The organism is Lacticaseibacillus manihotivorans DSM 13343 = JCM 12514, from assembly GCF_001435035.1.
In the GTDB taxonomy this organism is placed as follows: Bacteria; Bacillota; Bacilli; order Lactobacillales; family Lactobacillaceae; genus Lacticaseibacillus; species Lacticaseibacillus manihotivorans.
In genome coordinates, this window is sequence record NZ_AZEU01000179.1 from 1 (window position 1) to 17,629 (window position 17,629).

Here is a 17,629-nt window from a genome sequence, read left to right on the forward strand (position 1 = left end):
TAATCATCAGATGAATTATTGTATTTCATCTGACAACCATAAAGGGATTATCGCACCGGTCGTTATCAAGAGATGTTAGTCGGCACCGGTGATCGTGATGTCGAAAATATTCAGTTTTATCAACATCAAGGCTTTGTCCAAAGTGGGGTGCGCAAGGACTTTTTCAAGCAGTATGCGCAACCGATTCTCGTCGATGGTGTCCCGTTAAACGATATGATTTTGTTTACACAAGCGGTGCCTGTTCGTTAGGGTAGTAAAAACCCCAGGCCTCGCGTGCTTGGCTCATGATCACCGCGGTGTCATAAGTCCAAGCCAAAGTTGGGTTATCGCCAGTTTCCACGGCTTTGGCCATATCAAGAATTTCATAAGCCATGGTATGATGCCAATCCCCGGCGCTGATTGTCGTAAGTTCTTGACCAGTGATCGCAAGCGTGGCGTGATCTGCGCGTGGGTATTCAGGAACTTGCACGAAGCCATGATCATACGCTGCTAGCCCGACTTTTGGCATCATTGCTTGCAGATTCAAGACGACCGTCGCTTGTTCTCCATGGTCGTTGGTCAACAAAAAGCTACTTTGATCATCGACGCCAGTGGCTGAACGCGTCATTTGCGTAGCGACCAGTTTGGGGCTAGCTGACATCAAGCGTCGGACAAAGGATAAGGCGTAAATGCCGATATCCAGCAAAGCTCCGCCCGCCAAATCAGGATTTAATAAGCGGTCTTGTGGATCGGTGGCGTTGATGCCAAATGAGACTTGAATCGTGCGGAGTTTGCCCAGATCAGCGACGGCATCATCAAGCGCTGGATACAACGGCATATGATAAATCGTTTGGGCTTCCATTAAAATCAAATGTTTTTGCTTTGCAATGGTGATCAATTCTGACAATTCGCGGGCGTTTAATGTGATCGATTTTTCGGCAAACACATGCTTACCTGCCAGCAGTGCGGCTTTGATATTGGCATAATGAAAATTGTGCGTGGTGGCGACATAGACGATATCAATGTCAGGGTCAGCAAACAAATCAGCATAACTGCCGTAAGCTTTTGGAACGTTGAATTCATCGGCGAAAGCCTGTGCGCGGTCAATGTCTCTGGCCGCCACCCCGTAAAGTGTTTGAGCGGCTGGGAAGAATTTGGCGAAGTTATGGGCGATGCGACCTAAACCGACGATGCCCCAATGATAATTAGTCATGAGAACCCTCCATTAAATTGTAAACGATTTTAAACTTAGTCTACCACCCGAGCACAACGGCATAAACATGTTAGAATAAGTTGAGGTGATTAAGATGAATGATACCCATTTGATCGAATTAGCTGCGTTTGTTTTGCGGCAGCGCGACGGTAACGCCGACGTGTTAGAATCAGTGATGCACATTCCCACTGCGGCGATTTTGCAAGGCCAAGCCGCGTTATTGCCACAACAGCGCGAACAATTGCGTTATTTGTTTACGGATTACGAATGGATGCTCGCCCAAAAGCTGGCAGTGTTTGAATCCACAACACCCGTAGTCGGCGGCTTAGCCCAACGCTATCAAAATGCCAAAACGGTGATCGCCAAAGCTTGGTTGCAAACACCAAGCTTGACGACGAATTACGTCAAAGAACCGCTGGGTGCCGGGCGCGTGTCTGTGCACTTACAATTGCGTCAAGATTACGGTGTGCATGGTTTGGTCGACATTTTGGACTTTGTCGTGCCAACGACCATCGCCAAACAATTGCAAACCAAACAACTCGACTTATTAACTTGGGCCGATGAACATTTAGATGATCCGGAAGTGAAGTAATGGCGCGACGCCGCAAACCGCGTAGGAAAAAAACGCACCGCATCAAATTACCAGCCTTGATTTGGCTGATTATATTAGCCATGGGCTTAAGCATCGGCGTGGTGGGCTGTCAATTGATCGCCCAACGCTCCGCTGATGTCGATACTGTGGCGCAACACAGCGATGACACGGCGCAAAAGCAAGCCTTCATCGATAACTTGGCGCCGTATGCCCAAGAACTCCAGCAAGTCTATGGCGTGATGCCTTCGATCACGTTGGCTCAAGCGATCCTCGAATCGGATTGGGGCAACAGCACCTTGGCGTCAAAATACCACAACTTGTTTGGCATCAAAGCCGGAAGTGGTGGGGTCGTGTTGACCACGCAAGAATACCTCAATGGCAAGTGGCACACGGTCAATGGTCGCTTTGCCGTGTACGCTAGCGATCAAGAATCGATGAAAGCCCACGCCTTATTGTTCGTGAATGGGACCCAATGGAACGCGAAGCAATACGCTGAAGTCTTAGCGGCGACGACTTATCAACAAGCAGCCACAGCGTTGAAGACAGATGGTTATGCGACAGATCCTGATTATCCTAGCAAGCTGGTTAAGTTGATTCAGGAGTGGAAGTTGGATCAGTACGACCAATAATTCGGCGCCATTGTTTCCTATCTCAACAAATATATTTTTGTAAAACAAAAACAAACAAAATCGTTCACAAAAACCCGAATAATCGGGTTTTTGTTTGGATTCAGGCTATAATAGAGGTTAAGTCGTGATGCATCACGCCGCAAGCCGATGGTGAGATATAGCTAAACACGAACGGTAACGTGAAAATACGATGTGATTATCGTAAATTGGTTGTTTGGGTTTATTTTTTGTGTTAAAATTTGTGAAATTCAATAAATGGGTAAAGGATGTGCATACTGGTGAAATTACTTGAAGACCGGATCAGAGAAGATGGTCAGGTGCTAGGCGCAGAAGTGTTAAAGGTCGATAATTTCTTGAATCATCAAATCGATCCCGACTTGATGATGGCGTTAGGTGAGGAATTTCACCGACAGTTTAAAGACCAGAAAATCACCAAGATCTTAACGGTAGAAAGTTCTGGGATCGCGCCAGCGTTGGCTGCTGGGATGGCCTTTCATGTGCCAGTCGTGTTCGCACGCAAGCACAAGTCACTCACATTAAAAGACGATTTGTACACGGCTGAAGTTTATTCTTTCACCAAGAAAACCGCCAACCAAATCGCCATTGCGCAAAAGTTCTTAAGCGCTAATGACAAATGCTTGATCATCGACGACTTTTTGGCTAATGGGCAAGCTGTCGAAGGCTTGATCGACATTATTGAACAAGCTAACGCAACCCTTGAAGGTGTCGGCATCGTGATCGAAAAGTCCTTCCAAAAAGGGCGCAAGTTATTAGACGAACGTCACATTAAGACTGTTTCCTTGGCCCGCATCAAAGCCTTCAACAACGGTCAAGTCGAATTTGAGGAGGAAGCATGAAAAACGCTGACATCTCCGCGCCAAAAGCCGCTGTTTTAGGTCTTCAACACTTACTGGCGATGTATTCTGGGTCTGTGTTGGTGCCAATTTTGATCGGGGCGTCACTGCATTTTAGCAGTGAGCAAATGACGTATTTGGTGTCCATCGATATTTTCATGTGTGGGGTCGCAACGGCTCTGCAGATCTTCTCCAATAAAATCTTCGGTATCGGCCTACCCGTCGTGCTCGGGTGTGCGGTGCAAGCCGTCGCCCCGTTGATCTTGATCGGGCAGAAATTTGATTTTCAAACCATGTATGGCGCGATCATCGCCGCAGGGTTATTCGTGTTTTTGATCGGTGGGTTCTTTGCTAAGTTGCGCAAATTGTTCCCACCTTTGGTTACTGGGACGTTGATTACGGTGATCGGGTTGTCCTTAATTCCCGTCGCGTTCCAAAACCTCGGCGGTGGTTCGACCGCAGCCAAAGATTTCGGCTCGATGACCAACTTAGCTGTCGGTGCGTTCACGGTGTTATTGATCTTGGCGTTTAACGTTTGGGGTCGCGGCTTTGTCCGCAGTATCGCCATTTTGATCGGCTTGATCGGCGGGACCGTGTTAGCTGGGTTTTTAGGCATGGTATCCTTTGCGCCAGTCGCAGAAGCGTCATGGTTCCATGTGCCAACGCCATTTTACTTTGGGGTACCGCACTTTGAATGGAGCTCCATTGTCACCATGATTTTGATTTCGTTAGTTTCCATGGTGGAATCCACCGGCGTGTTCTTCGCGCTAGGGGATGTTGTTGAGCGTAAGATCGAATCTGAAGATTTGAAAAAAGGCTATCGTGCCGAAGGGTTAGCCGTATTGCTGGGTGGGATCTTCAACACGTTTCCATACACCACCTTCTCGCAAAACGTCGGCTTGGTGCAATTATCTGGCATCAAGACCCGCAAGCCTGTGATGTTTTCCGCTTTGTTCTTGATCTTATTAGGTTTATTGCCAAAAATTGGAGCCTTGGCCACCATCATTCCTTCGCCGGTTTTAGGTGGGGCGATGCTGGTGATGTTCGGCATGGTGGCCGTGCAAGGCATCCGGATGCTGCAACAAGTGGACTTCCACAATGACAAGAACTTATTAGTCGCGGCCGTTTCCATCGGTTTAGGGCTTGGGGTCACCACCCAGCCTGAAATCGTCCAAGCCTTGCCAGAAACGTTACAATTATTGTTCGGTTCCGGCATCTTAATGGCATCTGTTTCTGCGGTATTGTTGAATTGGATCTTCAATTCCAAAACCCCGCAACCAGAACTGGAAACCAAAGACGGTTTAAACGAAAAAGATGAGTAGTTTCACAGAAAGAAGACGCTGATGGCTCAATTTATCAAACCCGGTGCCGTGATCGGCATCATTGGCGGTGGTGTGCGTGGCTATCAAATGGCCTTGGCCGCTCGCCAAATGGGGATGCACCCGATCGTGTTAGCCCCAAAAGATAGCGACATCGCTTTTGACGTCGCGGACATGCGCATTGTTGGCGCAGTTAACGACCAAGAGGCGTTGCAACGCATGGTCGATTTGGCGCAAGTGGTGACTTATGTCGATGAAAATGTCGACGCTAGCACCTTGCAAGAGTTGACCAAGCCGCAACAATTGCCTTCTGGTGTGGATATTTTAAGCGTGACGCAAGATCGTTATTTGGAAAAAGTGTTCTTAGACGATCAAAACATGAACATTTTGCCTTATGCGCAAGTCGTTACGCCTAAAGATATCACTGCCGCGGTGGAAAACGTCGGCTTTCCAGCCATTTTAAAGCCGATTCAAAAAGGCATCGGTGTCGATCAGCAATTGCGCTTGACGCAACCAGAAGATGTGCACCGCGCCGCACAATTGTTGCAACAACGTCCTTATGTGTTAGAGGCATGGTTGGATGATCCGATCGAATACTCGGTATTAGTCGCCAAATCCGGTGACACGATCCGGGTGATGCCAGTGGTGGAAAACCAGTTCAGTCATCATCAACTGAAAGCCTCAACGGTGCCTGCCAGTGGCGGAGCAGCTGTGATGGCTGAGATTCAACGCATTGGGCGGGTGATTGCCGAGTCTTTGGATTACACCGGGGTGTTTGGCATTGAATTATTCATGACCAAAAGTTTGGCTTTGTATGTCAAACGCCTTTTCCCAGGGCCGCAACTCAACGGCCATGTGTTAACGGAAACCACTGGCGTTTCGCCATATCATTTGCATTTGCGCGCGTTGTTTGGCTGGCCAATGCCTCAAGTGCGCTTGGTGCAAGGCGGGGCCTTCTTGCCACTGCGAGTTGACGATCGCGCAGCAGCAATGACTCAGATTCAAATCAAACCTGATTGGCGCTTTACCTTTTATCCAGAAGGCGCGTCTGACATTGGGCAGATCGTCATCACCGGCGACATTGATGAAATCAAAACGACAGTCAATGCCACCGATTATTTCCAGATTTAGTTGCTGTTAATCAATAGGTGAGACATAAGGAGGAACCAGTTCATGATCGACCGTTACAGTCGTCCAGAGATGGCACAAGTTTGGACCGAAGAAAACCGCTACAAAGCGTGGCTTGAAGTTGAGATCTTAGCTGCAGAAGCATGGTCAACTTTAGGTGAAATCCCTGCAGAAGATGTTAAAGCCTTACGCAAAAATGCGACCTTCACTGTTGACCGCATTCACGAAATCGAAGCCGTCACCCGCCATGATGTGGTGGCCTTCACGCGGACCGTTTCCGAATCCCTCGGCGACGAGAAAAAGTGGGTCCACTTCGGCTTAACGTCTACTGATGTGGTGGATACCGCGCAAGGTTCCGTGCTGAAACAAGCTAACGCGATTTTGCGTGCAGACTTGCAAGCTTTGACAGATGCTCTTGCTAAGCTGGCTAAGGAATACAAGCACACGCCAATGATGGGCCGGACCCATGGCGTGCACGCTGAACCCACCACATTCGGGTTAGTCGTTGCCACTTGGTATTCCGAAATGAAGCGCAACTTGAAGCGTTTCGACGAAGCCGCTGCCGACGTTGAAGCTGGCAAGATCTCTGGTGCCGTTGGGACTTTCGCCAACACCCCGCCAGCTGTTGAAGCTTATGTTTGCGAACACCTTGGCATTCGCGCGCAAGAAATTTCCACGCAGATCTTACCCCGTGACTTGCACGCCCACTACATTCAAACCTTGGGCTTGATCGCCACCTCCGTTGAACGCTTCGCCACGCAAGTCCGCCACATGCAACGGACTGAAGTGCATGAAGTCGAAGAACATTTCAACCCAGGTCAAAAAGGGTCTTCTGCAATGCCACACAAGCGCAATCCGATCGGCTCGGAAAATGTTTCCGGTTTGGCGCGGGTGATTCGCGGTTACAGTATTCCAGCGCTGGAAGATGTGAACTTGTGGCATGAACGCGACATTTCGCATTCTTCGGCAGAACGCATGATGTTACCAGATGCCACTGGCTTATTGGATTACATTTTGCATCGGTTCACCACGATCATCGAAAACCTCGATGTCTTCCCAGAAACCATGATTGAAAACATGAACAAGACCCACGGCTTGATTTTCTCCCAACGTGTCATGTTGAAGTTGATCGAATCCGGCTTGTCTCGTGAAGCGGCTTATGATTTGGTGCAACCAAAGACCGCTAAAGCTTGGGATGAACACCGCGACTTCCGCGCTTTATTGGAAGCCGATCCGAAAGTTACCGATCGCTTGTCTGAAGCGCAAATCGATGATGCCTTTGATTATCACTACCACTTACGTCACGTCGATGAAGTCTTTGACCGCATCGGGTTAGGCGACTAATTCAATCATTGAAGTCGAGCTCAGTGCTCGGCTTTTTTGTCGTCCTTCACTGTCATTTTTGACCGGTGATCTGAATAAAATGTGATAAGCTGAACATAATCTTGATTTCGGAGGAAGTTATGTTTTCGATTCTGCTTGTTATCATTTATCTGGCGTTCATCAGCTTGGGGTTGCCTGATTCGTTGATCGGGTCAGGTTGGCCAGCGATGCACACGGCGTTGAATGTGCCGACCAGTTACGCTGGCATCATTACCATGCTGATCTCAGCGAACACCATTATTTCCAGCCTGTTGTCCGATCGACTCACCCGCAGATTCGGGACAGGCAAGGTCACTGCAATGAGTGTGGGGACCACCGCGTTGGCTTTGTTTGGTTTTTCGATCGCGCCGAGTTTTATTTGGCTGTGCGTGTTTGCGATTCCTTATGGCTTAGGGGCTGGGGCAGTGGATGCCGCGTTGAATAATTACGTCGCCTTACATTACAAAAGTCGCCAAATGAATTGGCTTCATTGTTTCTGGGGTGTCGGCGCGGCGATCAGTCCTTATGTGATGAGCTTTGCCTTGACGCACCAAATGGGTTGGCAAAGTGGCTATCGGATCATCGGGATTGTCCAAGTGCTGCTCACGATTGTTTTAGTGTTCAGCTTACCTTTGTGGATTCGGCGTCGATCAAGCGAGGCTGAAGTAACGGCTCAGCTTTCAATGCGGCAATTGTTTGCTTTACCTGGTGTGCCGCAAGTGTTAACGGCATTTTTAACCTATTGTGCGCTTGAATCGACAGCCGGAATCTGGGCATCGAGTTATTTAGTCCAAGCACGTGGGGTCAGTGTGCCCACCGCCGCGAAGTTTGCTGCACTGTTTTACATGGGCATCACGATCGGACGATTCTTATCAGGATTTATTTCTGATCGACTAGGGGATCGACGCATGATCTGGTTAGGGACTGTGATTCTAGGGTTGGGGATCGTGTTGGTTTTGTTACCGTTGACGGTTTCAGTTGCCTTGTGCGGGTTATTGATCATCGGTCTTGGGTGCGCGCCAATTTACCCAACCATTATTCATGAAACCCCAACAAACTTCGGCGCAGAAAAATCCCAAGCCGTGATCGGAATTCAAATGGCGTTTGCTTATATCGGCTCGACTTTTGCGCCGCCGTTGTTTGGGTTATTGGCAGGGGCAATCAACATCGGGTTGTATCCATTTTATCTGCTTGGCTTCATGTTGATCATGATGATTGCGATTTTCGGATTGAATCGCGCAGTTCACATCGATTAATTGAAATCGCCTTGAATGCAAGGCGATTTTTGTTTGGTCACCTTTTGGGGTAAAATAATTAAGATGACAAAAAGGGAGATCGACATGGACGAGTTGAAAGAGACACTTCAAGCACCATTTAATGAAGCTTGGGCGGAACAACTACTTCAGGCTTTGCAAGAATTGGCGCAAATCGGCGGCGGTCGCCCAGAACAACTTGCCTTAGTTGACCTGACCTTGGATCTGCGCGGTTTGTGGCCGGTGGATTTGACGCTTGATAGGCAACAATTACAAACGGGTGATTTGTGTCCAGCAATCACCGCCACTGCCACGCTTGAAGCTTTGCCAGTGACGGGGAAGGCAGTTGACTGGGTGGTTCGCAAACTGTTTCGCACCTATGTGACCGCCTTGCGCGATCCGGCGAACTTGCCGCGCAGTGTCCAACCGCAATGGGCCTTAGTGCATGCCATGTCGAATCATTTTCAAGCGCTAGGGGCCGTGGTGCATCAATTGCATCTCGATGACGATCAAGACCCGGTAAAAATTCGGTTGTTCGGGCCACTAGCAGACGAATCGATCGCATTAATGAAAAAATATGGCGTGACTTGGACATTATCAAAAATGCTGACCCCTTGGGCGCAAGCTTTCTCACCATTGCGGCATATGGAAGACCTCTCGATTGCCAAAGCCAAACCGCGCCGTGGGGTGGCAGAAGCCGGACTGCAACGTGATGTCTTAGGTCGCGCCAAGTCCTTGAAAACCCGACATTTCGCCAAAACCTCAGCGCCTGCATTTACGCCGCAACGGCCGATTTTACAACCTTTTGGCGGGCGTCCTGATGCTTACACCGTCTTTGATTTAGAATTTTCCAGCGGTAACAAGCAAGAAGGGCAGTTTGCCACGGAAATCGGGGCGATCAAAGTCCGGGATTCCCGGATCGTCGACACCTTCGATTGCTTCGTGCAAATTCCTCACGGCATGCGCTTGAATTCGCGCTCGCAATCGTTGACGGGCATTCATACCGGCTTGTTGATGCGCTACGGACGTCCTGCTGGCACTGCTTTAGCCGAATTTCAAAACTTTATCGGCAAAGATCCCTTGCTGGGCTTTGCGGTTAAAGGCGGTGACTTGCTGGTGATGCAGCGCCAATTCGGTTTGTATGCGACGCCTGGACGACTGCTTGATGTCGCTGAAATCGCCAAAGCTGGTGGCCCGATGCCTGGTGGACCAGATGTGGGCTTGGCAAAGTATCGGAATTATCTAGGTTTGGATATTTTGGCCCATGGCGCGGTGTACGATGCGGTGACGACTTATGCGCTTTATGCCTATTTGCAGGGGTCGCCGTTGTTGCCAGAAGTGGTGATGGCGCAATTCAATCAAGTGTTTGAACAAACTAGTTTCAAATCACCAAAGAAGAATTTCCGCCGTTAACTAAAAATGCTTCTCACCAATTAATGTCGATGAGAAGCATTTTTTAGTGGAGCTTGCCGGAATCAAACAACTGGCGGATCTTGGTTTGGATCAACAACAAGGTCGCGTGTGATTCGGTTTTAAAACGCTCAACTAACGGTTCAGCGTGCAGGCTGGTTTCCGTCAACAGATGTTGATTGTTGATATCTTGGATCTCTAAGCCTTGTTTAGTGAAAATCGCGGTGAGATAGCCACCTTCAACGCCTTCATCAAGTAATTGTTGCGCCCAGTTGCGCAAGCCGCCTTGAATCACGGCATCCAATGGTTCGTTAAGTTTGTCAGCCAAGGCTTGTGCTTGGGCTAGTGTTTCTGGAATTTCATGCATGTTATCGGCCTCCATTTTGTCTTAAATGTAAGCCTTCGGAGGCAGCTTGTCGAGTTAATCCCAAGTGGGTTGATTGAACGCGTGCTGCAATTGATTCAATAAGTTGGTGACGTGGTAGCCATCTGCTACTGCATGATTGGCAGTAATCGACAAGGGCATCAAGCGCCGCCCATCCACAACTTGCCATTGGCCTGCTTGCAGCACCGGGGCAAAACTGGGTAGTCCGTTAACGGGCATCGGGGTGTAACTATCAAAATGCACCCAAGGCAACATCCCAGCTTCAAAGCTGTTCACAGGTTGGTCAGGTTTGCCGACTGGGCCGTTGACTTGTAGTGCCGCCTGGCAATCAGTTTGCACGTGTTGAACAAATGTTTTGAAATCTGGTGTGTAGTCACTCCAACAACTGGTGATGGTGTGATCCTCATGCATCACGGTGTAACTTGGATTTAACTGATTAAAGTATCCCAGTTGGCCATCACCATTGCTGCCGATGCGAAATTCTGGCATGGTGGTCAAAACTTTGCTGGTCAGATATAAGTAGCCGGGGAAAAAGCCCAACCCTTGTGCGTGCAGTTCTTCGTAAGTCATAGTGATATCGATTTTGGCCGAGATCGTGAAACTCATCGGCGCCATTTTGGTGAAATAATAAAAATATTGTTGCCGCTGCCAAGTAGCCATATCGATCGGGGTAAAAGTCATTCGGTGCTCCTTAATATTCTGGATGGATTTTTTCAATCCACTCGGCTTTGAGGTTTTTGAGTTCAGCGCGCATGTTCACGACGTCGTCAGTTTTCTTGTGCCACAAGACCAAATAGGCGAAGGCTGATGCCCCCATTTCATCCCAGTCACGCTGGAAGTCGGTATCGTGATACGCGCCGCGATTTAAGTTCGTTTGGTAGAAAAACCAACGATTCTTAATATTGGGGACAACGGCGATGAAGCGTTTGTGATTGATCGTGTTTTCGATTTGAATCACGCCATATTCTACTGGCGCGAGTTTGTAAGCTTGAATAGCTTGTTTTTTCTGAGCTTCATCCATGTTAAAAAATTCTCCAATATTGACGGCCATCGGCGGTGCGCTGCATAAAACCAAAGTCCACCAAATAGCGAGCGAGTAAACTGTGATCGAGATACCAGGTATCGAGGATCGCGTTGGTTTCATTCAATCTGTATTGCTGGTCGATGGCAAAGTCTTCCACGATGCGCGCACATAAGCAAACGCGAGCGGCTTCTGGTTTCGGCCAGTGTTTCAATTCAGGATGTGCGCTGGAAAAATCGATGTTTTTGGCGAGGACCTGTTCATATTGATCAACGGTGATTGCCATGTTCTGGGCAGGTTTGGGGACTGAAAGGAGCTCAACGGGATCATTTTCACCAAACACTGCTTGATATTGCGCAAGAAATAATCGCGATTGGGCGGCTTTTTGGCGGAAGCGATGTTTCTGTTGGCGAATCGTGCTGGCAGTCACGCCTTGATCGGCTGCGATTTGTTTATCAGAGTGGCCAGCGGCAAAAGCCTGCATCAGCTGTTGCTGGTTTTCAGTTAAGCCACCGGCAGCCAGCAAGGCATCGAGCGCACTTTGATGGGCGATGGTGAGGTGCTCCACGATTTGTGCGCGTTGGTCTATGCGTACCTTCACTTCACAATAGTTGCAGTGCCACATATTTTGTTCGCGATGAAAGCCTTGGGTCAATTCCGTGATCGTCATGATGTCATCCTCCGAGAATCTAGGTTACATATGTTTACGGATTCTGTCAACACGTATTTTTAGTTGACGAATTTTGACAACAAAAAAAGAGCCGTTTCCGACTCTAGGCATGATGCAACCAACCGGAGATCATTTGCCGATTGCTAAACATCACGGGTACTAAAAATAATAACGCGAGCAAACTACATCCGGCCGAGCAAATGATTGGGAATGTCGAATTGGAAGCTGGCATTGGATTGATTCAAGAAGATCATATTGCAAAAGCCGATCGCCACCATCATCACCATGGCCAAGCCGTAGTTGTGAACCACAAGCATCAGCGCTTGTAGGCTGGCAGTGCCGATGGCCACGATCAAATAAAAATCGCGCCGCAAGCCGAATCGCGACAAGTAACTCATCAAAAATGCGGCGATCAGCAATCCGACCCCTGCGGCGGACAGTAAATTGGCGTAAGTTTGCGCGCCTGAATGCAACACTTCCTTGGCAAAAATCGGAATGATCACGTTGTTGCTATAGTTAAGGTGCAGACAATCAACATCAAAATCGCACTCAAGCGAATGTCGGCATGCGTCCACACGTAATGCAGCCCGTCTTTGACATCTTCCCAGACGCGCTTTTTGGAAGGGGTGGCGACGACGTGATTTTGTTTGATCAAAAACAAACCCAGTAACACAGCCAGATAAGAAATTGCATCGACAAAAAACAGATCCCAACCGAGAATTTCACCATCAACAAGCCTGCCAAGCTGGGGCCAGCGATTTTGGCTAAATTGAAAATCGTGGAGTTCAGTGAGATCCCATTCATTAAATCTTTATGGCCGACTAATTCCACGACAAACGATTGCCGCGTCGGCGTATCAAAGCTTTGCAGACATCCATAACCTAAGGCAATCAACAACACCATCCAATATTGAACGATGCCGGTCAATACGATCACAGTCATGATCACGCCTAAAACTAAGAAGCCAGCTTGAGTGAGCATCAAGATCCGGCGTTTGGGATAGCGGTCGATCAACGTCCCGGCAACTAAAGTCAATGCTAAAATCGGGGCAAATTGACAAGCACTTAAAATGCCAACCAGCAGTGCCGATTTGGTCATTTGATACACCAGCCAAGTTTGGGCCGTGCGCTGGATTCAAGTGCCCATTACCGATACACATTGGCCGATCCAAAAGTAGCGGAAATTGGGATTTTTGAGTGAGGAGAAGGTACGGGTGAAGACTTGCATGGACGATCAGACTCTTTTCAGAAAATTCACTTCGAACATATTCTGCGCTTTCATCGACAGTTGTCAATTGCGTTTCAGCACAATAAAAATAGCGAATAAATATCTTTAAGGTGGTATAATCGAAGTACTTTAAGGAGGCGCTCACATATGCCGACCATCGATTTAGATACACCGGTTCACGATCTCGTTGCTCAACAACCTGCTATTGTTGACGTGATGGTAGCCATGGGCTTAGATGGGGTCACGGATCCCAAATTGTTAAACACTGTTGGGCGCTTTATGACCTTGCGCAAAGGCGCCAAAATGAAACATATCGCCATCGCGGACTTAGTGCAACAACTTCAAGCCGCTGGATTTGAGGTGCAAAATGACTGAATCCCATGCAGTAGATCGCCAGAAAAAAATCGTCCAGATCCTTCAAATGTTGCATAATGGTGGATCTTTTGAAGCAGCGAAAAAAATCTTTGATGAAACTTTCGATCAAGTCGATGTTTCAGAGATCACCAACGCTGAACGGCAATTGATCGCCACCGGCTTAAATCCGATGGAAATTCAAACGCTGTGCAATGTGCATGCCGCAGTTTTTCGCGGGAAAATCAATAACAACAGCAAGACGCCGACGGAAGAAATCCCCGGCCATCCAGTTCAAGTATTGAAATTGGAAAACACCGTGATCATGAGTCTGCTTAATGACGAACTGTTGCCAACGCTGAAGAAGTGGCAGCAAGCCGGTTCCGACCCAGAGTTGTTGACTCGCATGCAACATGCTTTGGCTGATTTGATGAAAATCGATAAGCATTATTTACGCAAAGAAAATCTCATTTTCCCATTGATGACCAAATACGGGATCACGGCGCCACCGAAAGTCATGTGGGGCGTTGATGATGAAATCCGCGGTTGGATCAAAGCCGCGCTGAAGCTGGTGAACACCCAGCCGACCCCAGAGCCTTACGACATTGAAGCCGCCATTGAAAAAGCGGCCAAAGAAGTCGACGAAATGGTTTTCAAAGAAGAAGAAATCATGTTGCCGATGGATCTGGAAATTTTCACAGCGGCAGACTGGGCGATGATCCAACATGAATCTGACGCAATCGGCTACACCTTGATTGCCCAACCGTTGCCATGGCAGCCAACTGAAGCAGAATTGGCAGTGAAGCCCAAACCTTCCAAAATGGCGCAAGAACTGAATGCCATGGCCGAAGATCTGGCGAAGTCACAACACTTGGCCTCTGATCGCAAGCCTAAACCTACTGATCGTGATGTGCTCAAAGAAATTCATCAAGATGTGCCAATGCCGATTGCGCCAGCCGAAACTTTAGCCAAACTGCAAGCAGCTAAAACTGAAGACGGAGACAACGATGTCCACAAACCGTCGATTTCTGTACAACGTCCAAAGCCAAAGCGTCGTCATGCTGGACCTGATGTATTTGGTGCGGCGACCAGTGGCACCGATTCTGGCCGCATCGAAATTGATGGCATTCATCCTGCCCGGGTATTGTTGCCAACTGGTGCGATGGATCTGGAACAATTGACCAATGTGTTGCGCTTGTTGCCACTTGATTTAACGTTTGTCGATGACACGGACACGGTGCGGTGGTTCTCAGATTCAGGCGAACGCGTCTTTCCGCGCACGACTGCAGTCATCGGGCGGTTAGTCAAAGATTGCCACCCACCAAAGTCAGTGGATAAAGTGGAAAAGATTTTGAGCGATTTTCATGCAGGCCGTGAAGACCATGCGGATTTTTGGATCAACTTACATGGTGAGAAAATGATCTACATTCGCTACTTTGCCATTCGCGATCCTGAAGAAAACTATTTAGGTTGCTTGGAAGTCACTCAAGATATTTCTGAAATTCAAAAACTCGACGGCGAAAAGCGGCTGGGCGACTAAGCGAGACTTGAGCTAGCAAACGTTGGCTCAAGTTTTTTTGCGGTTAAAAAGATGACGCACACACGTTCGTTTCACTGTTAAGCCTGCGAGTTTTTTGGTACAATTATCACAACTGACTGCAAGACGAAAGGACGATAATTCCATGGCGACTGTTCCAATGTTGGACGGCATGAACGACAAGCAAACTGAGGCGGTACTAGCGACTGAAGGCCCTGTATTGATCATGGCTGGGGCCGGCTCCGGTAAAACCCGGGTCTTGACGCACCGCATTGCTTATTTAATAGAAGAAAAAAATATCAACCCTTGGCGGATCTTGGCCATCACCTTTACCAACAAAGCGGCGCGGGAAATGAAAGAACGTGTCGGCGGGTTACTGGATGCGGAAGTCGCCCGTGATGTTTGGGTTTCCACCTTCCATGCCCTTTGTGTGCGGATTTTGCGGCGTGACATTGAAAAGCTCGGCATGAATCGGGCGTTCACGATTGCCGACCCAGCCGAACAATTGACCTTGGTGAAGCATATCCTAGCTGATTTGAATCTCGATCCTAAGCGCTATGATCCTAAAGGCATTTTATCAACGATTTCTAACGCCAAGAACGATTTGTTGACGCCAGACGCTTATCAAAAACAAGCCGCTGGCCCCATCGAGCAAATCACCGCAGACGTGTATCGCGAATATCAAAAGCGCATGCGCGGCGATCAGGCGTTGGATTTTGATGATTTGATCATGATGACCATCCAGTTGTTCCAACAAGACAAAGAAACGCTTGAATTCTACCAACGCAAATTCCAATACATTCACGTCGATGAATACCAGGATACCAACGAAGCCCAATACCAATTGGTGCACCTGCTGGCAGATGGCTATCGCAACTTGTGTGTCGTCGGGGATGCTGACCAGAGTATTTACGGTTGGCGTGGCGCGAACATGCAAAATATTTTGGATTTCCAAAAAGACTACAAAGATGCCCAAGTCATTTTGCTGGAACAAAACTATCGCTCAACCAAAACCATTTTGGATGCGGCCAACGGCGTGATCAAGCACAACCAAAAGCGCCAAGTCAAAACCTTGTGGACGCAAAACTCCAAAGGTGAAAAAATCACCTATTACCGCGCGCAATCTGAACTGGATGAAGCGTACTTTGTGATCAAGCAAATTGAAGCGCAAATGAAAACAGAACACCGCAAGTACGGCGATTTTGCGATTTTATACCGGACTAACGCCCAATCGCGTTCCATTGAAGAAGCCTTCGTCAAAAGTAATATCCCGTACAAAATGGTTGGCGGCCACAAGTTCTACGACCGCAAAGAAATTCGCGATGCCTTGGCTTATTTCCGTTTGGTGATCAATCCAGATGACGATATGTCCTTCAACCGCATCGTCAATGAACCCAAGCGTGGGATCGGGTCGACGTCCATTGAAAAGCTTGAAGCCTTCGCTACCCAAAATGGCTGGAGTTTACTGGAAGCTGCGGCTAACGCTGAACTCACCCCGGTTTCCGGTAAAGCCCGCAAAGGTCTGGCAGAGTTTGGCATGATGATGCAAAAGCTGGCCGTTCAACGCAAAAAATTCTCCGTCACGGAAATGATGGCCCACATTTTAGATGAAAGTGGTTATTTACCAGCCCTTAAAGCCGCTAACAACATTGAAGCCGATACCCGGATCGATAACTTGAACGAATTGCTGTCGGTGACCAAGCAATTTGATGATCGTTATGAACCTGAAGAAGAAGATTCAGACATCTTTGTCGACTTTTTGGCAGATTTGGCGTTATTATCAGATCAAGATAGCATTGAAGAAGACGCGCAAGAAGTGACCTTGATGACCTTACACGCTGCCAAAGGCCTGGAATTTCCAGTGGTATTCATGGTGGGGATGGAGGAAGGCTTGTTCCCATTGAGCCGCGCGGCGATGGATGAAACCCAGCTGGAAGAAGAGCGCCGCTTGGCTTATGTCGGCATCACCCGGGCCCAAAAGAAGCTTTTTATTTCCAACGCCTATGGCCGGATGCTTTATGGCCAACGCCAAAATAACCCAGCCAGCCGTTTCATTGAAGAAATCGACCCCGAGTTATTGGAAACTGCAGGCCAAGCGCAGCCGAAATCCGATATTCCATTCATCAATCGCACGCAACGCGCGGTGACCCCAACGTACTCGCGTCATCCAGTGGGCACCAAAGCCAAGAAGATCACGGCCACGCCAACTACTGCGGCAGGTCGTGAAACTTGGACCGCCGGCGACAAAGTGGAACATCGCAAGTGGGGCTTAGGCACAGTGGTGAAAGTCAATGGCTCAGGCGATGATCAAGAACTCGATATCGCTTTTGCCTCTCAAGGCGTCAAGCGTTTATTAGCCGCTTTTGCCCCAATTAAAAAGGCTTAACGCTTTAATACCGCTATCAGGCGCTAGCGGTACGCTCCAGGCCCATTCGGAACTGAAATCATCTCTCGTGGTCGGCCGGCTCCAGAAATCGGCACAAACCGCCGATGTTCTTCTACCTGAATTCAAAGCCGAAAACCACATCTTTGAATTCGCCTGAAATATGAGCTGAGCCAGCCAGAAATATGAGCTGAGCCAGCCAGAAACCAGCTGTCTCAACTCATATTTCTGCCACGTTCGATGATTTCGGTTCCTCCACTCCGCCAGACCACTGGCGCCTGATGGCTACGAAACGTATGATGTTCCCGTTTATGCA

17 protein-coding genes and 1 pseudogene are annotated in these 17,629 nt (G+C 48.5%); 12 read left to right on the plus strand and 6 right to left on the minus strand.

All coding sequences use genetic code 11. From position 1 onward, the window contains the following. Window positions 1-72: 72 nt before the first annotated feature. Window positions 73-249, plus strand: coding sequence for a hypothetical protein (locus FD01_RS16105; RefSeq protein WP_156647298.1), 177 nt, complete (start codon window positions 73-75; stop codon window positions 247-249). On the opposite strand, the gene FD01_RS10280 is transcribed toward FD01_RS16105, so the two are convergent. After that, on the minus strand, window positions 224-1,192 hold the full coding sequence (locus FD01_RS10280; protein WP_056964117.1) for a Gfo/Idh/MocA family protein: 969 nt from the start codon (window positions 1,190-1,192) through the stop codon (window positions 224-226). The two genes, FD01_RS16105 and FD01_RS10280, sit on opposite strands and share 26 nt — an antisense overlap. A 94-nt stretch (window positions 1,193-1,286) precedes the next feature. Between FD01_RS10280 and FD01_RS10285 the strand changes: the two genes are divergently transcribed. The 8 genes from FD01_RS10285 to FD01_RS10320 all read left to right on the plus strand — a co-directional run bounded on the left by FD01_RS10285 (window position 1,287) and on the right by FD01_RS10320 (window position 9,742). Continuing rightward, entirely contained in the window at window positions 1,287-1,784 is a 498-nt protein-coding gene (locus FD01_RS10285) for a hypothetical protein (RefSeq protein ID WP_054714476.1), read from the plus strand. After that, window positions 1,784-2,413, plus strand: a complete 630-nt coding sequence (locus FD01_RS10290; protein ID WP_056964120.1) for a glycoside hydrolase family 73 protein — start codon at window positions 1,784-1,786, stop codon at window positions 2,411-2,413. The genes FD01_RS10285 and FD01_RS10290 overlap by 1 nt, the downstream gene beginning before the upstream one ends. A gap of 278 nt (window positions 2,414-2,691) precedes the next feature. Next, window positions 2,692-3,270, plus strand: coding sequence for a xanthine phosphoribosyltransferase (locus FD01_RS10295; RefSeq protein WP_056964122.1), 579 nt, complete (start codon window positions 2,692-2,694; stop codon window positions 3,268-3,270). After that, on the plus strand, window positions 3,267-4,589 hold the full coding sequence (locus FD01_RS10300) for a nucleobase:cation symporter-2 family protein (RefSeq protein WP_056964123.1): 1,323 nt from the start codon (window positions 3,267-3,269) through the stop codon (window positions 4,587-4,589). The genes FD01_RS10295 and FD01_RS10300 overlap by 4 nt, the downstream gene beginning before the upstream one ends. 21 nt (window positions 4,590-4,610) lie before the next feature. Then, window positions 4,611-5,717, plus strand: coding sequence for an ATP-grasp domain-containing protein (locus FD01_RS10305; RefSeq protein ID WP_054714466.1), 1,107 nt, complete (start codon window positions 4,611-4,613; stop codon window positions 5,715-5,717). 42 nt (window positions 5,718-5,759) lie between these two features. Beyond that, window positions 5,760-7,058, plus strand: coding sequence for an adenylosuccinate lyase (gene purB / locus FD01_RS10310; protein WP_056964125.1), 1,299 nt, complete (start codon window positions 5,760-5,762; stop codon window positions 7,056-7,058). A 119-nt stretch (window positions 7,059-7,177) separates the two neighbouring features. Beyond that, window positions 7,178-8,332: an MFS transporter gene (locus FD01_RS10315; protein ID WP_056964127.1), complete on the plus strand. Its 1,155-nt coding sequence runs from the start codon at window positions 7,178-7,180 to the stop codon at window positions 8,330-8,332. Window positions 8,333-8,416: 84 nt separating this feature from the next. Continuing rightward, window positions 8,417-9,742, plus strand: coding sequence for a 3'-5' exonuclease (locus FD01_RS10320; RefSeq protein WP_056964128.1), 1,326 nt, complete (start codon window positions 8,417-8,419; stop codon window positions 9,740-9,742). A gap of 43 nt (window positions 9,743-9,785) precedes the next feature. On the opposite strand, the gene FD01_RS10325 is transcribed toward FD01_RS10320, so the two are convergent. The 5 genes and pseudogenes from FD01_RS10325 to FD01_RS10345 all read right to left on the minus strand — a co-directional run bounded on the left by FD01_RS10325 (window position 9,786) and on the right by FD01_RS10345 (window position 13,042). Continuing rightward, complete coding sequence (locus FD01_RS10325) at window positions 9,786-10,106, minus strand: hypothetical protein (RefSeq protein WP_056964130.1); 321 nt, start codon at window positions 10,104-10,106, stop codon at window positions 9,786-9,788. A gap of 54 nt (window positions 10,107-10,160) precedes the next feature. Then, on the minus strand, window positions 10,161-10,805 hold the full coding sequence (locus FD01_RS10330; RefSeq protein WP_056964132.1) for a CatA-like O-acetyltransferase: 645 nt from the start codon (window positions 10,803-10,805) through the stop codon (window positions 10,161-10,163). A gap of 10 nt (window positions 10,806-10,815) precedes the next feature. Then, complete coding sequence (locus FD01_RS10335; RefSeq protein WP_056964134.1) at window positions 10,816-11,145, minus strand: GIY-YIG nuclease family protein; 330 nt, start codon at window positions 11,143-11,145, stop codon at window positions 10,816-10,818. Between the two features lies 1 nt (window position 11,146). After that, entirely contained in the window at window positions 11,147-11,815 is a 669-nt protein-coding gene (locus tag FD01_RS10340) for a DUF2087 domain-containing protein (protein ID WP_056964136.1), read from the minus strand. Between the two features lie 103 nt (window positions 11,816-11,918). Then, window positions 11,919-13,042, minus strand: a pseudogene (locus FD01_RS10345) (MFS transporter). A 147-nt stretch (window positions 13,043-13,189) separates the two neighbouring features. On the opposite strand from FD01_RS10345, the gene FD01_RS10350 reads away from it, so the two are divergent. The 3 genes from FD01_RS10350 (at window position 13,190) to pcrA (ending at window position 17,316) form a co-directional block, all read left to right on the plus strand. Then, a complete protein-coding gene (locus tag FD01_RS10350) occupies window positions 13,190-13,417 on the plus strand; it encodes a DUF1858 domain-containing protein (protein ID WP_054714448.1) in 228 nt (75 codons plus the stop codon). Continuing rightward, on the plus strand, window positions 13,410-14,933 hold the full coding sequence (locus FD01_RS10355) for a DUF438 domain-containing protein (RefSeq protein WP_056964139.1): 1,524 nt from the start codon (window positions 13,410-13,412) through the stop codon (window positions 14,931-14,933). The genes FD01_RS10350 and FD01_RS10355 overlap by 8 nt, the downstream gene beginning before the upstream one ends. A 142-nt stretch (window positions 14,934-15,075) precedes the next feature. Continuing rightward, window positions 15,076-17,316: a DNA helicase PcrA gene (gene pcrA, locus FD01_RS10360; protein WP_056964141.1), complete on the plus strand. Its 2,241-nt coding sequence runs from the start codon at window positions 15,076-15,078 to the stop codon at window positions 17,314-17,316. The last annotated feature ends 313 nt before the right edge of the window (window positions 17,317-17,629 follow it).

Bases quoted from the DNA above. Each gene is read 5' to 3' on its own strand.
- FD01_RS16105 (WP_156647298.1), top strand. From the start codon at position 73: ATGTTAGTCGGCACCGGTGATCGTGATGTCGAAAATATTCAGTTTTAT.
- FD01_RS10280 (WP_056964117.1), bottom strand. From the start codon at position 1,192: ATGACTAATTATCATTGGGGCATCGTCGGTTTAGGTCGCATCGCCCAT.
- FD01_RS10285 (WP_054714476.1), top strand. From the start codon at position 1,287: ATGAATGATACCCATTTGATCGAATTAGCTGCGTTTGTTTTGCGGCAG.
- FD01_RS10290 (WP_056964120.1), top strand. From the start codon at position 1,784: ATGGCGCGACGCCGCAAACCGCGTAGGAAAAAAACGCACCGCATCAAA.
- FD01_RS10300 (WP_056964123.1), top strand. From the start codon at position 3,267: ATGAAAAACGCTGACATCTCCGCGCCAAAAGCCGCTGTTTTAGGTCTT.
- FD01_RS10305 (WP_054714466.1), top strand. From the start codon at position 4,611: ATGGCTCAATTTATCAAACCCGGTGCCGTGATCGGCATCATTGGCGGT.
- purB (WP_056964125.1), top strand. From the start codon at position 5,760: ATGATCGACCGTTACAGTCGTCCAGAGATGGCACAAGTTTGGACCGAA.
- FD01_RS10315 (WP_056964127.1), top strand. From the start codon at position 7,178: ATGTTTTCGATTCTGCTTGTTATCATTTATCTGGCGTTCATCAGCTTG.
- FD01_RS10320 (WP_056964128.1), top strand. From the start codon at position 8,417: ATGGACGAGTTGAAAGAGACACTTCAAGCACCATTTAATGAAGCTTGG.
- FD01_RS10325 (WP_056964130.1), bottom strand. From the start codon at position 10,106: ATGCATGAAATTCCAGAAACACTAGCCCAAGCACAAGCCTTGGCTGAC.
- FD01_RS10330 (WP_056964132.1), bottom strand. From the start codon at position 10,805: ATGACTTTTACCCCGATCGATATGGCTACTTGGCAGCGGCAACAATAT.
- FD01_RS10335 (WP_056964134.1), bottom strand. From the start codon at position 11,145: ATGGATGAAGCTCAGAAAAAACAAGCTATTCAAGCTTACAAACTCGCG.
- FD01_RS10340 (WP_056964136.1), bottom strand. From the start codon at position 11,815: ATGACGATCACGGAATTGACCCAAGGCTTTCATCGCGAACAAAATATG.
- FD01_RS10350 (WP_054714448.1), top strand. From the start codon at position 13,190: ATGCCGACCATCGATTTAGATACACCGGTTCACGATCTCGTTGCTCAA.
- FD01_RS10355 (WP_056964139.1), top strand. From the start codon at position 13,410: ATGACTGAATCCCATGCAGTAGATCGCCAGAAAAAAATCGTCCAGATC.
- pcrA (WP_056964141.1), top strand. From the start codon at position 15,076: ATGGCGACTGTTCCAATGTTGGACGGCATGAACGACAAGCAAACTGAG.